The organism is Mycobacterium sp. M23085, assembly GCF_045343915.1.
GTDB lineage: Bacteria > Actinomycetota > Actinomycetes > Mycobacteriales > Mycobacteriaceae > Mycobacterium.
In genome coordinates this window covers 3,756,303-3,778,346 of sequence record NZ_CP174280.1, presented here as the reverse complement: position 1 = coordinate 3,778,346, position 22,044 = coordinate 3,756,303, and the positions used below count along the sequence as shown (strand labels likewise).

The window sequence follows — 22,044 nt, the reverse complement described above, 5'->3', positions numbered from 1 at the left end:
CAATGGCGAACGTTCCCGCGCGTCGGCCACGGCGTTCAAGGACGACGCCGACTCACTAGGGCGGGCAAGAGTGAGACAGGTCGATCAGGTGCTGGCGGACGTCGGGATGACGATTGAGGTAGTCGATCACGTTGCCGTTACCGCCGTCAGCCGACGCCTTGGCTTGCAGTTGCTGGTGGAGGTCGGGATGCCGCTGCAAGTACGAGTTGATGGATGATCCCACGTCTTGATTGCATTGCGGATCCGCGTTCGCTATGCCTGCCACGGGCAAAGCGATCACCGTTGCGGCGGTAGCGGTCATCAATCCCCCGGCGAGCAGGCCGTACAGCCCGCGGCGACGGGCGCCGACTGTCTTGGATGTGCTCATGACCGCCAGGTTACTCGCGGTAGCTATGCGGCGCCTGTGTGTGCCGTCGGCGAGCGGCGAGGTCAGAGCGTTGTCGCGGCGCCGCTTTCTTGCTCACGCTTGATCTCCAGCGCGATGTCGATGAGCTGGTCTTCCTGGCCGCCGATGAGTTTGCGCTGGCCGGCGCGGTGCAACAGCTGGTGCGCGGGCACACCGTAGCGCTCGGACTGGCGGATGGCGTGCTTGAGGAAGCTCGAATACACCCCGGAATAGCCCATGATCAGGGCGTTGCGGTCGAGCAGGCACTCGGCGGGCATGGCGGGGGCGACCACCTCTTCGGCCGCGTCGGCGATGTCGAAGAAGTCGATACCGGTCTTCACGCCGATCTTGTCGAACACCCCGATCAGCGCCTCGACGGGAGCGTTGCCGGCCCCGGCGCCGAACCGGCGACACGACCCGTCGATCTGCTTGGCCCCCGCCCGGACCGCCTCGACACTGTTGGCCACCCCGAGCCCGAGGTTCTCGTGGCCATGGAAACCCACTTGAGCGTCCGACCCCAATTCGGCCACCAGCGCCGCGACCCGGTCACGCACGCCCTCGAGCACCAGCGCCCCGGCCGAATCGACCACATAGACGCACTGGCAGCCCGCGTCGGCCATGATCCGGGCCTGCGCGGCCAGCTTCTCGGGCGAAATCGTGTGGCTCATCATCAAAAACCCGACGGTTTCCAGGCCGAGCTCGCGGGCCAGGCCGAAATGCTGGATCGACACGTCCGCCTCGGTGCAGTGGGTGGCGATCCGGCAGATCGAGCCGCCGTTGTTCTGGGCCTCTTTGATGTCTTCCTTGGTGCCGACGCCGGGCAGCATCAAGAAGGCGATCTTGGCCTCCTTGGCCGTCTCGGCGGCCAGCTTGATCAGCTCCTGCTCGGGCGTCTTGGAGAACCCGTAGTTGAAGCTGGACCCGCCCAGGCCGTCGCCGTGGGTGACCTCGATGACCGGCACTCCCGCGGCATCCAGGGCGGCCACGATGGCCCCGACCTCGTCGGTGGTGAACTGGTGGCGTTTGTGGTGGGAACCGTCCCGCAGCGAGGTGTCGGTCAGCCGGACGTCCCAGACCGGGTTGAAGAAGATGTCAGAAGTCATGGCGCCACTCCTCCTCATCCCTGCGTCCCCCTCGCCGCTGCGCGGCTGGGGGTGCCCCCACTGCATCGTCGTTGGCGAGACTCACGATTGCGCTCCTCCGGCCGTCGCGCTCAAGGACTCCTTGGCGATCTCCTCGCCGACTTTCGTGGCCGCGGCGGTCATGATGTCGAGATTTCCAGCGTAAGGCGGCAGGTAGTCGCCCGCACCCTCCACTTCGACGAACGTGGTGACCAACGCCTGGCCGCCGGAGTTGAGCGACGGGTCGTCGAATTGGGGCTCGTTGAGCAGCCGGTAACCGGGCACATAGGTCTGCACCTCGGCCACCACGTCGTGGATGGACTTGGCGATGGCGTCCCGGTCGGCGTCCTCCGGGATGGCGCAGAAGATGGTGTCGCGCATGATCATCGGCGGGTCGGCCGGGTTCAGGATGATGATCGCCTTGCCGCGCTTGGCGCCACCGATCGTCTCCACACCCCGGCTGGTGGTCTTGGTGAACTCGTCGATGTTGGCCCGGGTGCCGGGGCCGGCCGACAGCGAGGCGACCGACGCGACGATCTCGGCATACGGCACGCCGCCGAGCTCGGCGACGGCGCGTGATACCGCATAGACGATCGGGATGGTGGCCTGTCCGCCGCAGGTGATCATGTTGACGTTCGGCGCGTCCAGGTGCTGACGCAGGTTGGCCGGCGGGATCACCGCGGGACCCACCGCGGCCGGCGTCAGGTCGATGGCCCGGATCCCGGCGGCCTCATACTTGGGCGCGGCGTCGCGGTGCACGTAGGCGCTGGTCGCCTCGAACACCAGGTCGGGCTTTTCCGACTGCGCCAACAGCCAGTCCACTCCCTCATGGGTCGTCTCCAGACCCAGCTTGCGGGCCCGGGCCAGGCCCTCGCTCTCCGGGTCGATGCCGACCATCCAGCGCGGTTCCAGCCAGTCTGATCGCAACAGCTTGTAGAGCAGGTCAGTGCTGATGTTCCCCGACCCGACAATGGCCACAGTCGCCTTAGTCGGCATGATGCTCCTTTTCGAAGCGTTTGAGATTTAAGTTAGACGATTTAATTCGAGCTTATTCGAACGACAAACGCACCGAACCGAGGCCCGCGAAGTCGGCGACGAAGTTGTCACCGGGGTGTGCGTCGATCGCTCGCGTGCACGATCCGGGCAGCACTACGTCGCCCTTGCGCAGGCGCACGCCGAAGCCGTCCACCTTGCGGGCCAGCCAGGCCACCGCGGTGACCGGGTTGCCCAGCACCGCGTCGGTACGACCTTCGGCGACGATCTCACCGTTGCAGCGCAGCACCGCGTCGATCCCCTTGACGTCGATGTCACGCGGGGAAACCCGCGCCTCACCGAGCACGAAACCTGCCGACGACGCGTTGTCGGCGATGGTGTCGCACAGCTCGATCTTCCAGTCGGTGATCCGGGTGTCGATCAACTCGATCGACGGCACCAGCGCCTCGGTCGCCGCCAGCACGTCGTCCTCGGTGCAGCCGGCTCCCGGCAGGTCCGCGTTCAGGACGAAGCCGACTTCGACCTCCACCCGCGGATACAGGTAGCGGTTCGCCTTGACCGGGACGTCTTCGAACAGCTGCATCTCATCGAGCAGGTGTCCGTAGTCCGGCTCGTCGACGCCCATCATTTGCTGGATCGCTTTCGACGACAGCCCCACCTTGTGGCCCAGCACCCGGGCCCCTTCCGCGACTCTCTGGCGGATGTTGATCAGCTGGATCTCGTAGGCGTCGACGACGTCGATGTCCGGATAGGCCGCGGTAAGCGGGGCGATCGGCTCGCGGCTCCGCTCGGCTTGCGCCAAGTCGGCAGCCAGCTCGTCGCGCGTGGCAACACTGAGCATTTCTCCAAATCTCCTCGTACGGTCGACCGGGCAAGTAGCGGCCGCCCTGGGCAATTCTATAACGTGTTCTACATGTCAGCGCAGGAGTACGACGTCGTCGTGGTCGGGAGCGGCGGAGCCGGCATGGTGGCCGCCCTTACCACAGCTCACCGGGGTCTTTCCACCATCGTCATCGAAAAGGCCCCGCACTACGGTGGCTCGACCGCCCGCTCAGGCGGCGGCGTTTGGATCCCGAACAACGAGATCCTCAAGCGTGACGGGGTCCGCGATACAGCCGAGGCTGCGCGCACCTATCTGCACGGGATCGTCGGCGACGTGGTCGAGCCGGAACGCATCGACACCTACCTCGAGCGCGGCCCCGAGATGCTGTCATTTGTGCTGAAGCACACCCCGCTGAAAATGTGCTGGGTACCGAAGTATTCCGACTATTACCCCGAGTCGCCGGGTGGCCGCGCCGAGGGCCGATCGATCGAGCCGAAGCCGTTCAACGCCCGCAAGCTCGGCGCCGACGAAGCCGGGCTCGAACCTGCTTATGGCAAGGTCCCGCTCAACGTCGTGGTGATGCAACAGGATTACGTGCGGCTGAACCAGCTGAAGCGTCACCCGCGCGGCGTGCTGCGCAGCCTGAAGGTCGGCGCACGCACCATGTGGGCCAAAGCGACCGGCAAGAACCTCGTCGGCATGGGCCGGGCGCTGATCGGTCCGCTGCGCATCGGGCTGCAGCGGGCCGGGGTTCCGGTGGTGCTCAACACGGCGCTCACCGACCTCTACGTCGAAGACGGTGTGGTGCGCGGTGTCTACGTGCGCGGGGCCGGCGATGCCGAATCGGGTGAGCCCCAGCTGATCCGGGCCAGGCGGGGCGTGATCCTGGCGTCGGGTGGGTTCGAACACAACGAGCAGATGCGGGTGAAATACCAGCGCGCACCGATCACCACCGAGTGGACCGTCGGTGCGGTGGCCAACACCGGTGACGGGATCCTGGCGGGTGAAAAGCTCGGCGCCGCATTGGATCTCATGGAGGACGCCTGGTGGGGGCCGACCGTCCCGCTGGTGGGTGCACCCTGGTTCGCGTTGTCCGAGCGCAATTCGCCGGGGTCGATCATCGTCAACATGTCGGGCAAGCGGTTCATGAACGAGTCGATGCCCTATGTCGAAGCCTGCCACCACATGTACGGCGGCGAATACGGTCAGGGTCCGGGGCCGGGCGAGAACATCCCCGCGTGGCTGGTGTTCGACCAGCAGTACCGGGACCGCTATATCTTCGCGGGACTGCAGCCCGGGCAACGTATTCCGCGCAAGTGGCTGGAGTCCGGCGTCATCATCCAGGCCGACACGCTGGCCGAGCTGGCGCAGCAGGCCGGCCTTCCGGTCGGTGAATTCACCGCGACCGTGGAACGTTTCAACGGCTTCGCCCGCTCCGGCGTCGACGCCGACTTCCATCGCGGTGAGAGCGCCTACGACAGGTACTACGGCGACCCGACCAACAAGCCGAACCCCAATCTCGGCGAGATCAGTCACGCGCCGTATTACGCGGCCAAGATGGTGCCCGGTGACCTGGGCACCAAGGGCGGCATCCGCACCGATATCCATGGCCGGGCCCTGCGCGACGACGGCAGTATCATCGAAGGCCTTTACGCCGCGGGCAACGTCAGCGCTCCGGTGATGGGCCACACGTATCCCGGTCCGGGTGGCACCATCGGTCCGGCCATGACGTTCGGCTACCTTGCGGCGTTGCATATAGCGGGGGGTAACTGACATGCCAATCGATGTGGAAGTCGCGCTGAATGCCGAGCTGGATCCCATCGAATTCTCTTGGGCCAGTAGTGATGTGCAGCTCTATCACTTGGGGCTGGGTGCGGGGACCGATCCGATGGACCCGCGCGAGTTGCGCTACCTGATCGACGACACCCCGCAGGTGCTGCCGACGTTCGGCAACGTGGCCGCCACCTTCCATGCCACGAAACCGCCGACGGTCAAGTTCCCCGGCATCGACATCGAGCTAGGCAAGGTGCTGCATGCCAGCGAGCGGGTCGAGGCGCCGGCGCCGCTGCCGCCGTCTGGCTCGGCCAAGGCGGTCACCCGGTTCACGGACATCTGGGACAAGGGCAAGGCCGCGGTGATCTGGAGCGAGACGACGGTGACAGCGCCGGACGGCACGCTGTTGTGGACGCAGCGACGGTCGATCTTCGCCCGCGGTGAAGGTGGATTCGGCGGCGAGCGTGGTCCCTCGACGTCAGACGGCGCACCGGACCGGGCTCCCGACCTCGAGCTCGACATGCCGATTCTGCCGCAGCAGGCGTTGCTCTACCGGCTGTGCGGCGACCGCAACCCGCTGCACTCCGATCCCGGATTCGCCGCCGCCGCAGGCTTTTCCCAGCCCATCCTGCACGGGCTGTGCACCTACGGCATGACGTGCAAGGCGATCACCGATGCGCTGCTCGATGGTGATGCCGCAGCGGTGGCGGCCTACGGCGCGCGTTTCGCCGGGGTGGCCTTCCCCGGCGAAACACTCAAGGTGGGCATCTGGAAGGAGAACGGCCGCTTCCTGGCCAGCGTCGTCTCGCCCTCGCGCGACAACGCCGTCGTCTTGTCCGGCGTCGAACTGGTACCCGCCTAGAGGGTTTGGCGTCTCTCGGTCGCCGAGCGCCCGGCTCGCCGGGCCTACGCGTTCGAGCGCCCCGCTAGCCGGGGCGTCGGCCAGCACGCGCGGCGCGAACCCTGCGGACGATGTCGCCCGGCCGATCACCAGCGACCACTCGCACGAGGATCCAGCCGCGACGTTCCAGCAGTTCCCGTCGGCGTATGTCCCAGGTGTACTGCTGGCGGCTGTTTCGATGCTGCTCACCGTCGTACTCCACGGCGATTTTCACGTCTTCCCAACCCATGTCCAGGTACGCGAAGACACCGCCGAACTCGTCGAGCACCTCAATCTGGGTTTGCGGCCGCGGCAGGCCGGACTCGATCAGCACGACGCGAAGCCACGACTCCTTCGGCGACTGCGCCCCGGCGTCGAATAGTCCCGCGGCTCGGCGTGCTTGCGCGATGCCGCGCCGTCCCGCGTACCGGCGAGCGAGCAGCTCGAGATCAGCGGCTTTGATTTCCGTCGCCGCGGCCAGCGCATCGATTCCCGCCACAGCAGTCGTCATCGGATACCAGCAACCGAAGTCCAGCGCTGTCCTCGTCGGCGATGTAACCGCGACGCCGCCGAGCATTTCGACTTCGTCCGCCTCGACGGTGTCTCTATGCAGCTGCACCCCAGCCGGGCAATGATGGTTGTTGTGGATCAACTCCACCGCTCTTCGGTCGTCGACCCAGCTGCTTCCGTGCATCGCAGCCGCAGAGAAGCCCGCCACAATTCCCCGACGGCCCGTCCATAACCAGCCAGCCTTCGCGCGCACCGCGGCAGTGAGCTCAGCGTCGCGGTCAATGTAAACGCCGCGGAACAGCCGAATGAAGCGCGTTTCCAGTTGACTCTTGGTCAGCAATCCACTCGCAATGGCTTCGCTCCCGACAAAAGGCTCACCCATCGCCGCAGCGTCGCATGGCGCACAGCACACGTCACTTCAGTGGTCGAGTGCCCGGTTAGCGGGGCGTTGAGCCGCGACGGCCCGGCTGGCCGGGCGCTCGGCGGGAGAGGAGCGCTCGGCGGGAGAGGGACCCCTAGCCCGCGCCCCGGCCCCTAGCCGAGGATCAGGCCGGAGGTGGGCACGCCGGTACCGGCGGTGACCAGGACGTGCTCGACGTCGGGCACCGGGTTGACCGAGGTGCCCCGCAGCTGCCGCACCCCCTCGGCGATGCCGTTCATGCCGTGGATGTAGGCCTCGCCGAGTTGGCCACCGTGGGTATTGATCGGCAACCGCCCACCGATCTCGATGGCACCGTTCGCGATGAAGTCCTTGGCCTCGCCCTTACCGCAGAATCCCAACTCTTCCAACTGAATCAGCGTGAACGGCGTGAAGTGGTCGTACAGCACGGCGGTCTGGATGTCGGTCGGCTTCAACCCCGACTGCTGCCACAGCTGCCGGCCCACCACGCCCATCTCGGGCAGACCGAGCTCCGGCCGGTAGTAGCTGACCATCGTGTACTGGTCGGGGCTGGAGCCCTGCGCGGCCGCCTCGATGATCGCCGGCCGCTGCTTGAGATCCTTCGCGCGCTCCGGCGACGTCACCACGATCGCGACCGCGCCGTCGGTTTCCTGGCAGCAGTCCAGCAGCCGCAGCGGTTCGGCGATCCACCGCGAATTCTGATGATCCTCAATGGTTATCGGCTTCTCGTAGAAGTACGCCTTGGGGTTCTTGGCCGCATGCTTGCGGTCGGCCACCGAGATCGCGCCGAAGTCCCGGCTGGTCGCGCCGGACAGATGCATGTAACGCTGGGCGATCATCGCTACCTGCGCGGCCGGCGTGGAGAGCCCGTGCGGGTAGGAGAAGGAATTGTCGGCCGCCGTCGAATCGGCCTGCACGCCGGCGTTTCCCGCCAGCCGGGTCTGCACCTGACCGAACCGCATGCCCGAGCGCTCGTTGAACGCCCGGTACGCGACGACGACGTCGGCCACCCCGGTGGCCACGGCGATCGCCGCCTGCTGAACGGTCGCGCACGCGGCACCGCCGCCGTACCCGATCTGCGAGAAGAACTTCAGGTCACCGATGCCGCAGGCCCGCGCGACGGCGGTCTCGTTGTTGGTGTCCATCGTGAAGGTGGTCAGGCCGTCGACGTCGGACGGGCTCAGCCCGGCGTCGTCCAACGCATCCAGAACCGCCTCGGCGGCCAGCCGCAGCTCGCTGCGGCCGGAGTCCTTGGAGAAGTCGGTGGCGCCGATACCGACGATCGCAGCCTTACCCGACAACATCAGGCACCCCCGATCGTGAGCGTCACGTTCGCGATGACGTGGTCGCCAAGGCTGTTGCGCCCGAACACCTTCAGCGTGATCAGGCCGTCGTCGATGGCGGTCACCTCACCGGAGAAGGTGACCGTGTCGTAGGCGTACCACGGCACGCCGAGCCGCAGCCCGATCGACTTGATCAGCGCCGTCGGACCGGCCCAGTCGGTGACGTAGCGCTGCACCAGGCCGGTGTCGGTGAGGATGTTGACGAAGATGTCCTTGGAACCTTTGGCCTGGGCCAGGTCCCGGTCATGGTGCACATCCTGAAAGTCTCTGGTGGCCAACGCCGTCGAGATGATGAACGTCGGCGTGCCGTGCAGTTTCAGTTCGGGCAGGGTGGTGCCCACTTCAACAACGGGTGCACTCATGCGTCAGGCTCCCAGGCGTAGAGGCTCCACTCCGGGCCGGACTCGCCGGCCGGGAAGTCGATATAGGTTGCGCGGACCGCCATCCCGATCTTGATCTCGGCGTGGTCGACGTTGCGAAGCTCGCCGAGCATCCGAACGCCCTCTTCGAGCTCGATCAGTGCGATCACGAACGGCAGGGTGCGGCCTGGCACCTTCGGCGCGTGGTGCACCACGAAGCTGAAGACGGTGCCGCGGCCGCTGGCCACCGCGTAGTCGATGGGCGCGGCCTTGTCCTCCCACACGGCCGGCACCGGCGGGTGTTGCAGGGTGCCGTCGGCGAGGCGCTGAATGCGCAGTTCGTGCGCCTTGACGCCCTCCCAGAAGAACGCGGTGTCACGAGACACCGCGGGACGCATCATGGCGTCGGCGTCCAGGTCCTGTGGGACGGAGCCGGCGGCGCCGGACTCCTCGCGGGGCCGGAATTTCAGGATGCGCCAGGCCATCTCGGCGACGTCCTCGTCACCGACCCGCCAGGTGATGTGCTGGTTGATGAACCAGCCCTCGCCGAGCCCGGTCTGCTTGGGGCCCACCACGTCGCGCATCTCGGAGGTGACGGTGACCTGCTCACCGGGCTGCAGATACCGGTGGTAGGTCTGCTCGCAGTTGGTCGCGACCACACCTATGTAACCGGCCTCGTCGAACAGCTGCATGATCGGACCCATGGGGTCGTCGGTCGGGCGTTCGCCACCCAGGCCGAACATGGTCCATACCTGAATCATGGCCGGCGGGGCGACAATTCCGGGGTGACCGGCGGCCTTGGCGGCGGCCTCGTCCACGTAAATCGGGTTGCGGTCGCCGAGCGCCTCGACCCAGTTGTTGATCGTCGGCTGGTTCACCGGATCCCGGGCGTCTCGCGGCTTGGCGACGACGGTGGCCGTGATTTCCGCGATGGCGTCCTGAATGTCGGTCATCGAGGCACCCTCGGGACGTTGAGCCCGGATGCGGCGATCATCTCGCGCATCACTTCGTTCACTCCCCCGCCGAAGGTGATCACCAGGTTGCGCTTGGTCTGCGAGTCCAGCCAGTTGAGCAGGTCGGCGGTGTCCGAGTCGGCGGGGTTGCCGTACTTGCCGACGATCTCCTCGGCGAGCCGGCCGATGTACTGGATGCGCTCCGTGCCAAACACTTTGGTCGACGCCGCATCGGCCACGTTGATGTCCTCACCCGCGGCGGCCACCTGCCAGTTCAACAACTCGTTGATCCGCCACATCGCGTGGATCTCACCGAGCGCCCGCTTGACGTCCTGGTGGTCGATCGGCGTGACGCCGTCGCTGCCCGGCTTGGACGCCCACGCGTGCACCCGGTCGTAGATGCCCGCGGTGCGGCCGGCTGGACCCAGCATGACCCGTTCGTTGTTGAGCTGGGTGGTGATCAGCCGCCATCCGCCGTTCTCCTCGCCGACCAGCATGTCGGCGGGTACCCGTACGTCGTTGTAGTAGGTGGCATTGGTGTGGTGAGCACCGTCGGACAGGATGATCGGCGTCCAGGAGTAACCCGGATCCTTGGTGTCGACGATCAGGATCGAAATGCCCTTGTGCTTCACGGCTTCCGGGTCGGTGCGGCAGGCCAACCAGATGTAGTCCGCGTCGTGGGCACCGGTGGTGAAGATCTTCTGCCCGTTGACGATGTATTCATCGCCATGCCGGACCGCGGTGGTGCGCAGGGAGGCCAGGTCGGTGCCCGCCTCGGGCTCGGTGTAGCCGATCGCGAAGTGAACCTCGCCGGCCAGGATGGCGGGTAGAAACTTCTTCTTCTGCGCATCGCTGCCGAACTGCTGCAGCACCGGGCCGACCGTCTGCAACGTCACCGCGGGCAGCGGCACGTCGGCACGGTGCGCCTCGTTGACGAAGATCGACTGCTCGATCGGGCCGAAACCCAAGCCGCCGAATTCCTTTGGCCACCCGACGCCGAGCTTGCCGTCCCGGCCCATCCGGCGGATCACCGCACGGTAGGCCTCGTTGTGACGGTCCTGCTCCATGGCCTTCATCTCGTCCGACGAGATCAAGTTCGAAAAGTACTCCCGCAGTTCGGCTTGCAGCTGGCGCTGCTCCGGGGTCAGGTCTATGAACATTGCGCTCCCACCAGGTCGAGACGATGAGAAGGACCGCCCAACAACCTGGACAGGTCCTTGATCGTGGAGTAGTACCGGTGCATCGGATAGGTGATGTCCATTCCCATCCCGCCGTGCAGATGATGGCAGATCTGCATCGCCGGCGGCGCCTGCGAGGTGATCCAGTAACCGAGGATATCCAGGTCGTCTTGTACTTGAGGGGCGGATCCGCCCCTTTCCGCCAGCCCCCAGGCTACCGACTTCGCCACCAAATCGATGGTGCGCGAGGCGATGTAGACCTCGGCCAGCTGGGCCGCCACGGTCTGGAACGTCGACAGCGGCTTGCCGAACTGCTTGCGGTTGGCCACGTAGTCGGCGGTCAGGCGCAACGCCCCCGCCACCAGCCCGTCGGCGTAGGCGCCGATGGCGGCCAGCGCCAACTGGTTGACCCGGGGCGCCGTCGCGCCGGTCAGAACGTCGGAGTCGTCGACCGCGACGTCGGCGAACGTGACGGTGTACTCCTCGGAGTCGTTCGAGGTCGGGGTTTGAACCAAGTCGACCCCGTTGGCCTTCGCCGACACCACGACGACAGCGCTATCGGCGGTGACGATGAGCCAATCCGCTTGTCCGGCATAGCCAACGCCCACCTTGGTACCCGACAACCGCCCGTTGGCGAACGTGGTCGAGGGCCGGTCGGGCAGGGCGGTACCCGGCTCGTTGAGCGCGGCGGTCAGGACGGCACCCTTGGCGACTCCGGCCAGAAATCGGTCCTGCTGCTCGTCGGAGGCCAGGTCGAGCAGCGGCAGCACGCCGAAGCCCAGCGTGGCCAGGGCCGGCGTGATGGCGCCGTGGCGACCGACCTCGGTCAGCACGGTGGCAACCTCGAGCAGACCGACGCCGTCGCCGCCCAGACGTTCGGGCACCGGCAGTGCCGTCACACCGCCGTTGACCAATGCGTCCCAAGTCAATTCGCGGTCGGCTACCGACGTCACCACATCGGCTACGGCCTGTTGCGTCGCGGTGAGGTCGAAATCCATCAGGACGTCACCGCCGGCTTGCCGGCGTAGTCGACCTGCCAGTGCTTGATGCCGTTGAGCCAGCCCGACCGCAACCGCTCGGGTTCACCGATCGGCCTGAGATCCGGCATGTGATCGGCGACCGCGTTGAAGATCAGGTTGATCGTCATGCGGGCCAGGTTCGCGCCGATGCAGTAGTGGGCTCCGGTGCCGCCGAAGCCGACGTGCGGGTTCGGGTCGCGCAGGATGTTGAAGCTGTGCGGGGCGTCGAAGACCTCTTCGTCGAAGTTGGCCGACCGGTACGACATCACCACCCGCTGGCCCTTCTTGATCTGCACGCCACTCAACTCGGTGTCCTCAATGGCGGTGCGCTGGAACGCCGAAACCGGAGTGGCCCAACGGATGATCTCGTCGGCTGTGGTCGCTGGGCGCTCCTTCTTGAACAGCTCCCATTGATCGGGGTTGTTCGCCATCGCGATCATGCCGTGGGTGATCGAGTTCCGCGTGGTCTCGTTGCCCGCGACGGCCAGCATGACCACGAAGAAACCGAACTCGTCATCGGAGAGTTTCTCACCGTCGATGTCGGCCTGGACGAGCGTGGTGACGATGTCGTCGGTGGGGTTCTTGCCCCGCTCCTCGGCCATCGCCATCGCGTAGGTGATCAGCTCCATCGACGACTGCGCGGGGTCGACGTGCGCGTACTCGGGGTCGGTGCCGCCGGTCATCTCGTTGGACCAGCGGAAGAGTTTGTCGCGATCCTCCTGCGGAACGCCGAGCAGACCAGCGATGGCCTGCAGGGGCAGCTCGCACGAGACCTGTTCGACGAAGTCGCCGCTGCCCTCTTTGGCGGCGGTCGCAGCGATGTTCTGCGCGCGCTCGGCCAGTTCGGCTTCCAGCCGTCCGATCGCCCGCGGCGTGAACCCACGGGAGATGATCTTGCGCAGCCGGGTGTGGTGCGGCGCGTCCATGTTGAGCATGACGCTGCGCTGCAGCTCGACCTGCTCGCGCTTCATCTCCGGCGGCCAGGTGGGGATGGCGCCGTTCATCCAGCTCGAGAAGATATCGCTGCGCTTCGACACCTCCTTGACGTCGGCGTGCTTGGTGACAAGCCAATATCCGTGGTCCTCGAACCCGCCGGCCCCGTTCGGGATGTCGACCCAGTGGATCGGCTCTGCCTGACGCAGCTGGGCGAGTTCCTCGACGGGCAACCCGGCGAGGTTGACGTCCGGGTCCAGAAAGTCGAAGTCAGCGGGAATGTTGGGGGGTGCCATGTACGGTGCGCTCCTTTTAACAACACTAATTGCAACGTGTTCTAGTGCCAGTAAAACACGCCTCCTGCGCAGATAAAAGGCAGGTCACCATCCTCGCTTGTCAGAGTAATGAAACGTGTTCTAGCCTGACGGAATGGGTAACCCTGTCATCGTTGAAGCCACTCGTAGCCCCATCGGCAAGCGAAACGGCTGGCTGTCCGGTCTGCACGCCACCGAGTTGCTGGGCGCCACGCAGAAGGCTCTTGTGGAGAAGGCCGGCATCGACGCCGGCGACGTCGAACAGATCGTCGGTGGCTGCGTCACCCAGTACGGCGAGCAGTCCAACAACATCACCCGGGTCAGCTGGCTCGTCGCCGGGCTGCCGGAGCACGTCGGCGCCATGACGGTGGACTGTCAGTGCGGCAGCGGTCAGCAGGCCAACGGCCTGGTCGCCGGCCTGATCGCGGCGGGTGCCATCGACATCGGCATCGCGTGTGGAATCGAGGCCATGAGCCGCGTCGGGCTCGGCGCGAACGCCGGTCCGGACCGGACCATCCTGCGACCGGCGTCGTGGGACATCGATCTGCCCGACCAGTTCACCGCGGCCGAGCGGATCGCCAAGCGGCGCGGCATCACTCGTGAGGAGATCGACGAGTTCGGCCTGGCGTCCCAGACCAAGGCGAAGCAGGCCTGGGAAGAAGGCCGCTTCGACCGCGAGATCTCCCCGATCGAGGCCCCGGCGCTGGACGAGAACAAGCAGCCGACGTCCGAGCGCGTCACCATCAGCCGTGACCAGGGCCTGCGCGACACCACGCTGTCGGGACTCTCCGCGTTGAAGCCGGTGCTGGAGGGCGGAATCCACACGGCGGGAACGTCGTCGCAGATTTCCGACGGCGCCGCGGCCGTGCTGTGGATGGACGAGGACAAGGCCAAGGCGCTGGGCCTGCGGCCACGCGCCCGAATCGTCAGCCAGGCGCTGGTCGGCGCGGAGCCGTACTACCACCTGGACGGGCCGGTGCAGTCGACGGCGAAGGTGCTGGAAAAGGCCGGGATGAAGATGGGCGACATCGACATCACCGAGATCAACGAGGCATTCGCTTCAGTGGTGCTGTCCTGGGCGCGGGTGCACGACCCGGACATGGCCAAGGTCAACGTCAACGGCGGGGCTATCGCGCTGGGCCACCCCGTCGGCAGCACCGGCAGCCGGCTGATCACCACCGCGCTGCACGAGCTGGAACGCTCCGATCAGACCACCGCGCTGATCACCATGTGCGCGGGCGGCGCCCTGTCGACCGGCACCATCATCGAGCGCATCTAGCGCTCGACCGTTTCAGCTTCCCGGTGACCGTCTCCGACGACAGCCGCATCGCCGCGGCCCAGTCCTACATTGATGCGTTGGTCAGTCACGACGGTGACAGCGTCCCGTTCGCGCGCGGGTGCACCCGCATCGAGCAGGGCATCAAGAACGGTTTCTCCGGAAACCATCTGCGGCGCAGCCTCAATCGGGGACTGCAGTACCGGTTGCTCGCCGACACCACGCCACCGGACTACCGCATCGACGGTGACGAGGTGCACGCGGTGTACCAGGTGCTGACCAAGGCGGCGTTCGGCGGCCGGCGGCTGGCCGCGCGCGTCACCGAGACCTTCGTCATTCCGGCCGAAAGCCCAACCGGGAAGGCCGAAATCCACCACATCAAGGTTCGCTTCCAACCGCTCATCCAGCACCGCCGGTGACGACGGGTGCGAACAGCAGGCCAGACCGAGCACAGAGGAACTCCCATGCCGAAACCGAAGCCACGTGCCCTGAACTCACCCTGGGTCAGCTTCTTCATCAAGTGGATGGCCAAGGTCAACGCGTGGATCTACCAACGCAGCAACGGAAGATTCGGCGACACCTTCCAGAAGGCCCCGGTCGCTCTGCTCACCACCACGGGCCGCAAGAGCGGCGAACCCCGGGTGAGCCCGCTGCTCTACCTGCGCGAGGGCAACCGGGTGATCCTGGTCGCCTCGAGGGGCGGCAGCGACAAACACCCGCAGTGGTACCTGAACCTCAAAGCCAATCCCGAAGTCTCCGTTCAAATCAAAGATGAGGTGCTGCAGCTGCAGGCCCGCGACGCCACCGAGGCGGAACGCGCCGAGTACTGGCCCAAGTTGGACGCCATGTATCCCTCGTTCGACGACTACCGGGCCTGGACGGATCGCGTCATCCCGGTCGTGATCTGCGACCCTCGCTAGGCGCCATACACCGGGACCGGCCGGCGCGCCTTGGCGAGCAGATCGGCGACGACGCGGCCCAATTCGGCGGGATCCCACCTCGCGCCCTTGTCGATCTCGGGCCCGTGCGCCCAGCCCTCGGCGACCCGGATCTTGCCGCCCTCGACTTCGAACACCTTGCCGGTGACGTCGCGTGATTCGGCGCTGCCCAGCCAAACCACCAGCGGCGCAATGTTTTCCGGGGCCATGGCGTCAAAGTCCTGATCTTGCGTCGCCATCATTTCGGCGAAGACCGTCTCGGTCATCCGGGTGCGGGCCGAGGGCGCGATGGCGTTGACGGTGACACCGTAGCGTCCCATCTCGGCGGCGGCCACCAAAGTCAACGCCGCGATGCCCGCCTTGGCGGCGCTGTAATTGCCCTGCCCGACGCTGCCTTGCAGGCCGGCGCCCGAACTTGTGTTGATGATCCGTGCGTCGACGGTTTTGCCCTCTTTGGACAGCCCACGCCAATACGACGCGGCGTGGCGCATCGTGGCGAAGTGTCCCTTGAGATGCACGGCGATGACGGCGTCGAACTCCTCTTCGCTGGTGTTGGCGATCATCCTGTCCCGCACGATGCCGGCATTGTTCACCAAAACGTCCAGGCCCCCAAAGTTTTCGACGGCGGTCTGGATCAGGCTCGCCGCCTGGTCCCAATCCGCGATGTTGGAGCCGTCCGCGATGGCTTCGCCACCGGCGGCGGTGATTTCGTCGACGACGCTCTGCGCGGCGCTGCCGCCGCCGGCCGGCGAACCGTCCAGGCCGACCCCGATGTCGTTGACCACCACCCGCGCGCCTTCTTCTGCGAAGGCCAACGCATGCGCGCGACCGATACCGCCGCCCGCTCCGGTGACGATGACGACCCGGCCGTCAACCACTCCCATAGTTCTTGTCTCCTCTACTTGATCGCGCTCGCGTTCGTGGTGGCCAGATAGTGCGGAGGCTCGCCGCCGCCGTGCACCTCCAACGAGGCCCCGCTGATATAGGACGCCGCGTCGGAAGCCAGAAAGGCTGCGGCCCAACCAATATCGGCAGGCTGCGCCAGCCGGCCGAGCGGCACATTCTTCGAGATCGCGGCTATCGAGTCGGCATCCCCATAGAACAGTTCGGACTGCTCGGTCTCCACCATGCCGACCACGCAGGCGTTCACCCGGACCTTCGGGCCCCATTCCACCGCCAGGGTCTGGGTGAGGCTTTCCAGGCCGGCCTTGGCCGCGCCGTAGGCGCCCGTTCCGGGAGAGGGGCGGCGGCCGCTGAGGCTGCAGATGTTGATGATCGACCCGCCGTGCTGCTGGCTTTGCATGTGGGCGTTCGCGTGCTGCGAAACCGACAGCGCACCAATCAGATTGAGCTCGATGATCTTGCGGTTGAACTTGGCGCTGGACTCCGCGGTCGGCACGTAGGGCGATCCCCCGGCATTGTTGACGACGACGTCGAGGCACCCGTGCCGGTCCACGATGGTGTCGATCAATGCCTTGACGGCGCCGTCGTCGCGGACGTCGCAGGAGTGAAATTCGTAGGGCAATCTCTCGACCGCTCGTCGCGCGCAGGTGACGACGGTGGCGCCCTGCCGGGCGAAAACGGCGCTGATGCCGGCGCCGACCCCACGCACACCGCCGGTGACGAGAACCACCCGCCCGGCCAGCCCCAAGTTGATGGCTTCCAAACCTGGGGGGCCTGCTTCGGCGCGAGTCACTGTGCTAGCGTACCAAGCAAGTGCTTGCTTAGGTAGTTACCCCACAAGGAAGTGGCGCCTTGCCCATCACATCCACCATCACCGAACCGGGCATCGTCGCGGTCACCGTCGACTTCCCGCCCGTCAATGCCATCCCGTCGCGCGGCTGGTTCGAACTTGCCGATGCCATCACCGCGGCCGGCCAAGACCCCAACACCCACGTGGTGATCCTGCGCGCCGAGGGCCGCGGCTTCAACGCCGGGGTCGATATCAAGGAGATGCAGCGCACCGAGGGATTCACCGCGCTGATCGACGCGAACCGCGGCTGCTTCGCCGCATTCCGCGCTGTCTACGAGTGTGCGGTGCCCGTCGTCGCCGCCGTCAACGGATTCTGCGTCGGCGGCGGCATCGGCCTGGTCGGCAACTCCGACGTCATCGTGGCCTCCGACGACGCCACCTTCGGGCTGCCGGAAGTGGAACGCGGCGCGCTGGGCGCGGCGACACACCTGTCGCGACTGGTTCCGCAGCACCTGATGCGGCGGCTGTTCTTCACCGCGGCCACCGTCGACGCCGCGACGTTGCACCACTTCGGTTCGGTGCACGAGGTGGTGCCGCGCGACGAGCTCGACGAGGCCGCCCTGCGGGTCGCCCGCGACATCGCCGCCAAGGACACCCGCGTCATCCGGGCGGCCAAGGAGGCGCTGAACCTGATCGACGTGCAGCGGGTCAACTCCAGTTACCGCATGGAGCAAGGCTTTACGTTCGAACTCAACCTCGCCGGGGTGTCCGACGAGCACCGCGACGCGTTCGCCGGCACGACGAAGGGTGAGAAGTCTTGAGCGACAAGAGAACCACCGTCGATGAGGCCGTCGCGCAGTTGCGCAGCGGCATGACGATCGGTATCGGCGGCTGGGGATCACGGCGCAAGCCGATGGCGTTCGTGCGTGCGCTGCTGCGCACCGACATCACCGACCTGACCGTGGTCACCTACGGTGGGCCGGACCTGGGGCTGCTGTGCTCGGCCGGCAAGGTCAAGCGGGTCTACTACGGATTCGTCTCGCTGGACTCGCCGCCGTTCTACGACCCCTGGTTCGCCAAAGCCCGCACCCACGGCGCTATCGAAGCCCGCGAGATGGACGAAGGCATGCTGCGCTGCGGTCTGCAGGCCGCCGCACAACGCCTGCCATTCCTGCCGATTCGGGCCGGGCTGGGCAGCTCGGTGCCCGACTTCTGGCAGGGCGAGCTACAGACGGTGACCAGCCCCTATCCCACGCCCGGCGGCGGGCACGAGACCCTGATCGCGATGCCGGCGCTGCGCCTCGACGCCGCGTTCGCGCACCTCAATCTCGCCGACGCGCAAGGCAATGCGGCCTACACCGGGATCGACCCGTACTTCGACGACCTGTTTCTGATGGCCGCCGAGCAGCGCTTCCTGTCGGTGGAGCGCGTCGTGTCCACCCAGGAGTTGGTCAAGGCGGTCCCCCCGCAGGCGCTGCTGGTGAACCGGATGATGGTCGACGGCGTGGTCGAGGCACCCGGGGGCGCCCACTTCACCACCGCCGCACCGGATTACGGCCGTGACGAGAAATTCCAGCGGCACTACGCCGAAGCGGCCGCCACCGACGAGGGTTGGCAGCAGTTCGTGCAGACCTTTTTGTCGGGCAGCGAAGAGGACTACCAGGCGGCCGTGCGCGCTTTCCAAGAGGAGGCCTCTTCATGAGCGGCGATGTGATCACTCGACCCGAGATCTGCGCGGTCGCCTGCGCCGAATTGTTCCGGGATGCCGGCGAAATCATGGTCAGCCCGATGACGAACATGGCCTCGGTGGGCGCACGACTGGCCCGGTTGACCTTTTCACCGGACATCCTGTTGACCGACGGAGAGGCGCAGCTGCTGGCCGAGACGCCGGCCCTGGGCGCGTCCGCTCCCGTCGAGGGCTGGATGCCGTTCGGCCGGGTCTTCGAAACCCTGGCCTGGGGCCGGCGTCACGTGGTGATGGGCGCCAATCAGGTTGACCGCTTTGGCAATCAGAACATCTCGGCGTTCGGTCCGCTGCAGCAACCCAAACGTCAGATGTTCGGCGTCCGCGGCGCGCCCGGCAATGCCATCAACCACGCGACCAGCTACTGGGTGGGCAACCACTCCAAACGGGTGTTCTGCGAGAAGGTCGACGTCGTCTGCGGAATCGGCTGGGACAACGTCGATGCCGACAACCCGGCCTTCCGCTTCGCCAACACCTACCGGGTGGTGTCCAACCTCGGCGTGTTCGACTTCGGCGGACCGGACCGCACCATGCGGGCGGTGTCCCTGCATCCCGGCGTCTCGCCCGACGACGTCGCCGAGAACACGTCGTTCGACATCGACGGCCTGGACGGCGCCGCGGAGACCCGACTGCCCACCGATGACGAGCTGCACCTGATCCGTGAGGTCATCGATCCAAAGGCATTGCGCGACAGAGAGATCCGATCATGATGATTTCGCCTCCTCATCCCCGCAAGCGGTTGGGAGCACCTCCCGCTCCTGGGGGCGTATCACCACTGCATCGTCGGCGGTGGCGATGAAGTTACGCACGCCGCTGACCGAGCTGGTCGGTGTCGAGCACCCGGTGGTCCAGACCGGCATGGGCTGGGTGGCCGGCGCGCGGCTGGTCGCGGCCACCGCCAACGCCGGCGGGCTGGGCATCCTGGCCTCGGCCACCATGACGCTGGACGAGCTGGCGACGGCCATCAAGAAGGTCAAGGCCGCCACCGACAAGCCGTTCGGGGTGAACATGCGCGCCGACGCCGCCGACGCCGGTGACCGCGTCGAGTTGATGATCCGCGAAGGCGTCAGAGTCGCCTCCTTCGCCCTGGCGCCCAAGCAGGAACTGATCGCCCGCCTCAAAGAGGCCGGCGCGGTGGTCATTCCGTCGATCGGCGCGGCCAAACACGCGCGCAAGGTGGCGAGCTGGGGCGCCGACGCGATGATCGTGCAGGGCGGCGAGGGCGGCGGGCACACCGGCCCGGTCGCCACCACCTTGCTGCTGCCCTCGGTGCTGGACGCAGTGCAGGGCAGCGGCATTCCGGTGATCGCGGCGGGCGGCTTCTTCGACGGTCGCGGCCTGGCGGCCGCGTTGAGCTACGGCGCCGCCGGCGTCGCGATGGGCACCCGCTTCCTGCTCACCTCGGATTCGACGGTGCCCGACGCGGTGAAACGCCGCTACCTGGAAGCGGCGCTGGACGGCACCGTCGTCACCACGCGTGTCGACGGCATGCCGCACCGGGTGCTGCGCACCGGTCTGGTCGAAAAGCTGGAAGGCGGTTCGCCGGTACGCGGACTCACCGCGGCGGTGCGCAATGCGGCCAAGTTCAAGCACATGTCGCAGATGACCTGGCGGTCGATGATCAGCGACGGCCTGGCGATGCGCCGCGGCAAGGAGTTGACCTGGTCGCAGGTGGTGATGGCGGCCAACACCCCAATGCTGTTGAAAGCCGGCCTGGTTGACGGCAACACCGAAGCCGGCGTGCTGGCTTCCGGGCAGGTGGCCGGCATTCTCGAGGACCTGCCGTCGTGCGCCGAGCTGATCGAGTCGATCGTGCGCGACGCCGTCAAGCACCTGCAGGCCGCATCCGGGCTGATCGAGGGGCCTTAACCCCGGGACCGCGCCGGTGAAGCTACTAGCTAAATCTCCGCATAATTAAGCTATAATCTTCAAATGGTCGGGATGAAGCGGGACACTTCACCACGCGCGACACTCATCGGGGACGTCGTGGGGTCCCGGCGCGCCGCCGACCGCTCCGAGCTGCACCGGGTCCTGGCGAGCGCGCTGCGGCAGGTCGCCCGGGACGCAGTCGACCCGCCGGCGTTCACCGTTGGCGACGAGTTTCAGGGCAGCTACCCGACCGTGGGAGCAGCGATCGATGCAGCCCTGTCGCTGCGGCTGGCGGTCGGCCCCGAAATCGACGTCCGGTTCGGCATCGGCTGGGGCGCGATCACCGTCCTCGATGCCGACGCCGGAATCCAGGACGGGCCGGGCTGGTGGACCGCGCGAGAGGCCATCCAGCAGACCGCGGCGGCTCAGCGGCAGCCGGGCTTCACGCTGGTACGCACGACGTTCCGGGCGGAAACCGAGACTCGCAGCGACACCGCCGCGATCAACGCGGCCCTGATCTGTCGGGACCATCTGCTTGGATCGCTCGATGAGAGATCGTTACGGATTGTGCGGGGACTGATGGCAGGCCGGACCAAAAAGGAGCTCGCCGCCGATGAGGGCATCAGCCCGTCGGCGGTATCGCAGCGCGCGAACCGCGACGGCCTGGACCTGATTATCCTTGCCAGCCAATATCTTCGGAGTCTGCCGTGAGCGCCATCGCGGTACTGCTCATCGCACTCGGGGTGGCCGACCTCTGCCGGCGAGCGAGCCGCGCCGTCTGGCCGCCGCTGTTGATCGGACCGGTCGTCCTGCTGGCATGCGCGGCGCTCGGGGCGCTGTGGCATGCCGGTGACATTGCATTACTCACGTTGGCGGCCGCGGCCGTCGTCGCCTGGGAATGGCTGTGCGCGCGGAGCGAGCGTAGCGGCACCGCCCAGGGTGCACCGTTGGCCGTGTTCGGCGCCGCGCTGGCGCTGCTGGCGGTGTTGTCCGGCTGGTCCTCGCCCGTCAACGGCGTCGTCGGGCGGTGGTCGGCCTGGGCACACCTGCCGGTCGGCCATGTCACACCCACCCGGCTGCTGATGCTCGCCGGCGTGGTTGTGGTGCAGTTCGCCACCGCAAATCAGCTGGTGCGCTTGGTCCTTGGCTCGGTGGGCGCGGTGCGCCCGGCCGGTGAGCCGCAGCCGTCGGACCGGCTGAAGGGTGGTCGGCTGCTCGGACCGCTGGAACGCCTGCTGATCCTGAGCCTCGGCGTCGGCGGACAGGTGGCCGCGGCCAGCGCCGTCGTGGCGGCCAAGGGCATCATCCGGTTTCCGGAATTGAACGCCCAGACCGACCGCAACGGCGGCGTCGGGATCGACGAGGTGACCGAGTACTTCCTGGTCGGCAGCTTCACGAGCTGGCTGCTCGCGCTGGGCAGCATCGGACTGGTGGTGGCGACGCGATAAGCCGCAATGCGGTCAGGCTGCAGGACTCAACGCCTAGTTCGCAATGGCCAGTTTGGAACGGACACGCACCAGCGGCGGGCGGGGATTCCCCG

At 66.8% G+C, this 22,044-nt stretch carries 24 protein-coding genes; 11 read left to right on the top strand and 13 right to left on the bottom strand.

The features are described from left to right. Nucleotides 1-55: 55 nt before the first annotated feature. The 4 genes from ACIUM1_RS17610 to ACIUM1_RS17595 form a co-directional block, all read right to left on the bottom strand. Nucleotides 56-367, bottom strand: coding sequence for a hypothetical protein (locus ACIUM1_RS17610; RefSeq protein WP_406813908.1), 312 nt, complete (start codon nucleotides 365-367; stop codon nucleotides 56-58). Between the two features lie 62 nt (nucleotides 368-429). Beyond that, nucleotides 430-1,488: a 4-hydroxy-2-oxovalerate aldolase gene (dmpG, locus tag ACIUM1_RS17605; RefSeq protein ID WP_406813907.1), complete on the bottom strand. Its 1,059-nt coding sequence runs from the start codon at nucleotides 1,486-1,488 to the stop codon at nucleotides 430-432. An 81-nt stretch (nucleotides 1,489-1,569) separates the two neighbouring features. Continuing rightward, nucleotides 1,570-2,502: an acetaldehyde dehydrogenase (acetylating) gene (locus ACIUM1_RS17600; RefSeq protein WP_406813906.1), complete on the bottom strand. Its 933-nt coding sequence runs from the start codon at nucleotides 2,500-2,502 to the stop codon at nucleotides 1,570-1,572. Between the two features lie 52 nt (nucleotides 2,503-2,554). Beyond that, nucleotides 2,555-3,340 (bottom strand): 2-keto-4-pentenoate hydratase, encoded by a 786-nt coding sequence (locus tag ACIUM1_RS17595; RefSeq protein WP_406813905.1) that lies wholly within the window; start codon nucleotides 3,338-3,340, stop codon nucleotides 2,555-2,557. Between the two features lie 72 nt (nucleotides 3,341-3,412). On the opposite strand from ACIUM1_RS17595, the gene kstD reads away from it, so the two are divergent. Then, nucleotides 3,413-5,095: a 3-oxosteroid 1-dehydrogenase gene (gene kstD, locus ACIUM1_RS17590; RefSeq protein ID WP_406813904.1), complete on the top strand. Its 1,683-nt coding sequence runs from the start codon at nucleotides 3,413-3,415 to the stop codon at nucleotides 5,093-5,095. A 1-nt stretch (nucleotide 5,096) separates the two neighbouring features. Next, on the top strand, nucleotides 5,097-5,957 hold the full coding sequence (locus ACIUM1_RS17585) for a MaoC/PaaZ C-terminal domain-containing protein (RefSeq protein ID WP_406813903.1): 861 nt from the start codon (nucleotides 5,097-5,099) through the stop codon (nucleotides 5,955-5,957). Nucleotides 5,958-6,021: 64 nt separating this feature from the next. Here the strand turns inward: ACIUM1_RS17585 and ACIUM1_RS17580 are convergent, their stop codons facing one another. The 7 genes from ACIUM1_RS17580 to ACIUM1_RS17550 form a co-directional block, all read right to left on the bottom strand. Then, nucleotides 6,022-6,867, bottom strand: coding sequence for a hypothetical protein (locus ACIUM1_RS17580; RefSeq protein WP_406813902.1), 846 nt, complete (start codon nucleotides 6,865-6,867; stop codon nucleotides 6,022-6,024). Between the two features lie 152 nt (nucleotides 6,868-7,019). After that, complete coding sequence (locus ACIUM1_RS17575; protein WP_406813901.1) at nucleotides 7,020-8,189, bottom strand: lipid-transfer protein; 1,170 nt, start codon at nucleotides 8,187-8,189, stop codon at nucleotides 7,020-7,022. Beyond that, nucleotides 8,189-8,590 carry a MaoC family dehydratase gene (locus ACIUM1_RS17570; protein WP_064935917.1) on the bottom strand — a complete coding sequence of 134 codons (402 nt, stop codon included), beginning with the start codon at nucleotides 8,588-8,590 and terminating at the stop codon, nucleotides 8,189-8,191. The genes ACIUM1_RS17575 and ACIUM1_RS17570 overlap by 1 nt, the downstream gene beginning before the upstream one ends. Next, nucleotides 8,587-9,540, bottom strand: a complete 954-nt coding sequence (locus tag ACIUM1_RS17565) for a bifunctional MaoC family dehydratase N-terminal/OB-fold nucleic acid binding domain-containing protein (RefSeq protein ID WP_406813900.1) — start codon at nucleotides 9,538-9,540, stop codon at nucleotides 8,587-8,589. The genes ACIUM1_RS17570 and ACIUM1_RS17565 overlap by 4 nt, the downstream gene beginning before the upstream one ends. After that, on the bottom strand, nucleotides 9,537-10,700 hold the full coding sequence (fadE29, locus tag ACIUM1_RS17560; protein WP_406813899.1) for an acyl-CoA dehydrogenase FadE29: 1,164 nt from the start codon (nucleotides 10,698-10,700) through the stop codon (nucleotides 9,537-9,539). The genes ACIUM1_RS17565 and fadE29 overlap by 4 nt, the downstream gene beginning before the upstream one ends. Further along, nucleotides 10,691-11,716, bottom strand: coding sequence for an acyl-CoA dehydrogenase family protein (locus tag ACIUM1_RS17555; RefSeq protein ID WP_406813898.1), 1,026 nt, complete (start codon nucleotides 11,714-11,716; stop codon nucleotides 10,691-10,693). The genes fadE29 and ACIUM1_RS17555 overlap by 10 nt, the downstream gene beginning before the upstream one ends. Beyond that, the gene (locus ACIUM1_RS17550) at nucleotides 11,716-12,966 is read right to left on the bottom strand and encodes a cytochrome P450 (protein ID WP_406813897.1); all 1,251 of its coding nucleotides are present in this window, start codon (nucleotides 12,964-12,966) and stop codon (nucleotides 11,716-11,718) included. Before ACIUM1_RS17550 ends, ACIUM1_RS17555 begins: the two co-directional genes overlap by 1 nt. Before the next feature lie 133 nt (nucleotides 12,967-13,099). On the opposite strand from ACIUM1_RS17550, the gene ACIUM1_RS17545 reads away from it, so the two are divergent. Genes ACIUM1_RS17545 through ACIUM1_RS17535 form a run of 3 tightly spaced genes read left to right on the top strand, consistent with a single transcriptional unit; the run spans nucleotide 13,100 to nucleotide 15,180 of the window. Beyond that, entirely contained in the window at nucleotides 13,100-14,263 is a 1,164-nt protein-coding gene (locus ACIUM1_RS17545; RefSeq protein ID WP_406813896.1) for a steroid 3-ketoacyl-CoA thiolase, read from the top strand. A 23-nt stretch (nucleotides 14,264-14,286) separates the two neighbouring features. Beyond that, nucleotides 14,287-14,679 carry a hypothetical protein gene (locus tag ACIUM1_RS17540; protein ID WP_406813895.1) on the top strand — a complete coding sequence of 131 codons (393 nt, stop codon included), beginning with the start codon at nucleotides 14,287-14,289 and terminating at the stop codon, nucleotides 14,677-14,679. A gap of 45 nt (nucleotides 14,680-14,724) precedes the next feature. Then, nucleotides 14,725-15,180: a nitroreductase family deazaflavin-dependent oxidoreductase gene (locus ACIUM1_RS17535; protein WP_406813894.1), complete on the top strand. Its 456-nt coding sequence runs from the start codon at nucleotides 14,725-14,727 to the stop codon at nucleotides 15,178-15,180. Here ACIUM1_RS17535 and ACIUM1_RS17530 read toward each other — a convergent pair. Together ACIUM1_RS17530 and ACIUM1_RS17525 are read right to left on the bottom strand one after the other, a co-directional pair. After that, complete coding sequence (locus ACIUM1_RS17530; protein ID WP_406813893.1) at nucleotides 15,177-16,082, bottom strand: SDR family oxidoreductase; 906 nt, start codon at nucleotides 16,080-16,082, stop codon at nucleotides 15,177-15,179. The two genes, ACIUM1_RS17535 and ACIUM1_RS17530, sit on opposite strands and share 4 nt — an antisense overlap. 14 nt (nucleotides 16,083-16,096) lie before the next feature. Beyond that, nucleotides 16,097-16,855, bottom strand: a complete 759-nt coding sequence (locus ACIUM1_RS17525) for an SDR family oxidoreductase (RefSeq protein ID WP_406817726.1) — start codon at nucleotides 16,853-16,855, stop codon at nucleotides 16,097-16,099. A gap of 98 nt (nucleotides 16,856-16,953) precedes the next feature. Between ACIUM1_RS17525 and echA20 the strand changes: the two genes are divergently transcribed. The 6 genes from echA20 to ACIUM1_RS17495 all read left to right on the top strand — a co-directional run bounded on the left by echA20 (nucleotide 16,954) and on the right by ACIUM1_RS17495 (nucleotide 21,952). After that, complete coding sequence (echA20, locus tag ACIUM1_RS17520) at nucleotides 16,954-17,712, top strand: (7aS)-7a-methyl-1,5-dioxo-2,3,5,6,7,7a-hexahydro-1H-indene-carboxyl-CoA hydrolase (RefSeq protein WP_406813892.1); 759 nt, start codon at nucleotides 16,954-16,956, stop codon at nucleotides 17,710-17,712. Then, complete coding sequence (gene ipdA, locus ACIUM1_RS17515; protein ID WP_406813891.1) at nucleotides 17,709-18,593, top strand: cholesterol ring-cleaving hydrolase subunit IpdA; 885 nt, start codon at nucleotides 17,709-17,711, stop codon at nucleotides 18,591-18,593. The genes echA20 and ipdA overlap by 4 nt, the downstream gene beginning before the upstream one ends. A gap of 8 nt (nucleotides 18,594-18,601) precedes the next feature. Further along, nucleotides 18,602-19,345: a cholesterol ring-cleaving hydrolase subunit IpdB gene (gene ipdB, locus ACIUM1_RS17510; protein ID WP_406817725.1), complete on the top strand. Its 744-nt coding sequence runs from the start codon at nucleotides 18,602-18,604 to the stop codon at nucleotides 19,343-19,345. Nucleotides 19,346-19,430: 85 nt separating this feature from the next. Further along, on the top strand, nucleotides 19,431-20,504 hold the full coding sequence (ipdC, locus tag ACIUM1_RS17505) for a (3aS,4S,5R,7aS)-5-hydroxy-7a-methyl-1-oxo-octahydro-1H-indene-4-carboxyl-CoA dehydrogenase (RefSeq protein ID WP_406813890.1): 1,074 nt from the start codon (nucleotides 19,431-19,433) through the stop codon (nucleotides 20,502-20,504). A 63-nt stretch (nucleotides 20,505-20,567) separates the two neighbouring features. After that, on the top strand, nucleotides 20,568-21,215 hold the full coding sequence (locus tag ACIUM1_RS17500) for a SatD family protein (protein ID WP_406813889.1): 648 nt from the start codon (nucleotides 20,568-20,570) through the stop codon (nucleotides 21,213-21,215). Next, nucleotides 21,212-21,952, top strand: a complete 741-nt coding sequence (locus ACIUM1_RS17495; RefSeq protein ID WP_406813888.1) for a hypothetical protein — start codon at nucleotides 21,212-21,214, stop codon at nucleotides 21,950-21,952. The genes ACIUM1_RS17500 and ACIUM1_RS17495 overlap by 4 nt, the downstream gene beginning before the upstream one ends. The last annotated feature ends 92 nt before the right edge of the window (nucleotides 21,953-22,044 follow it).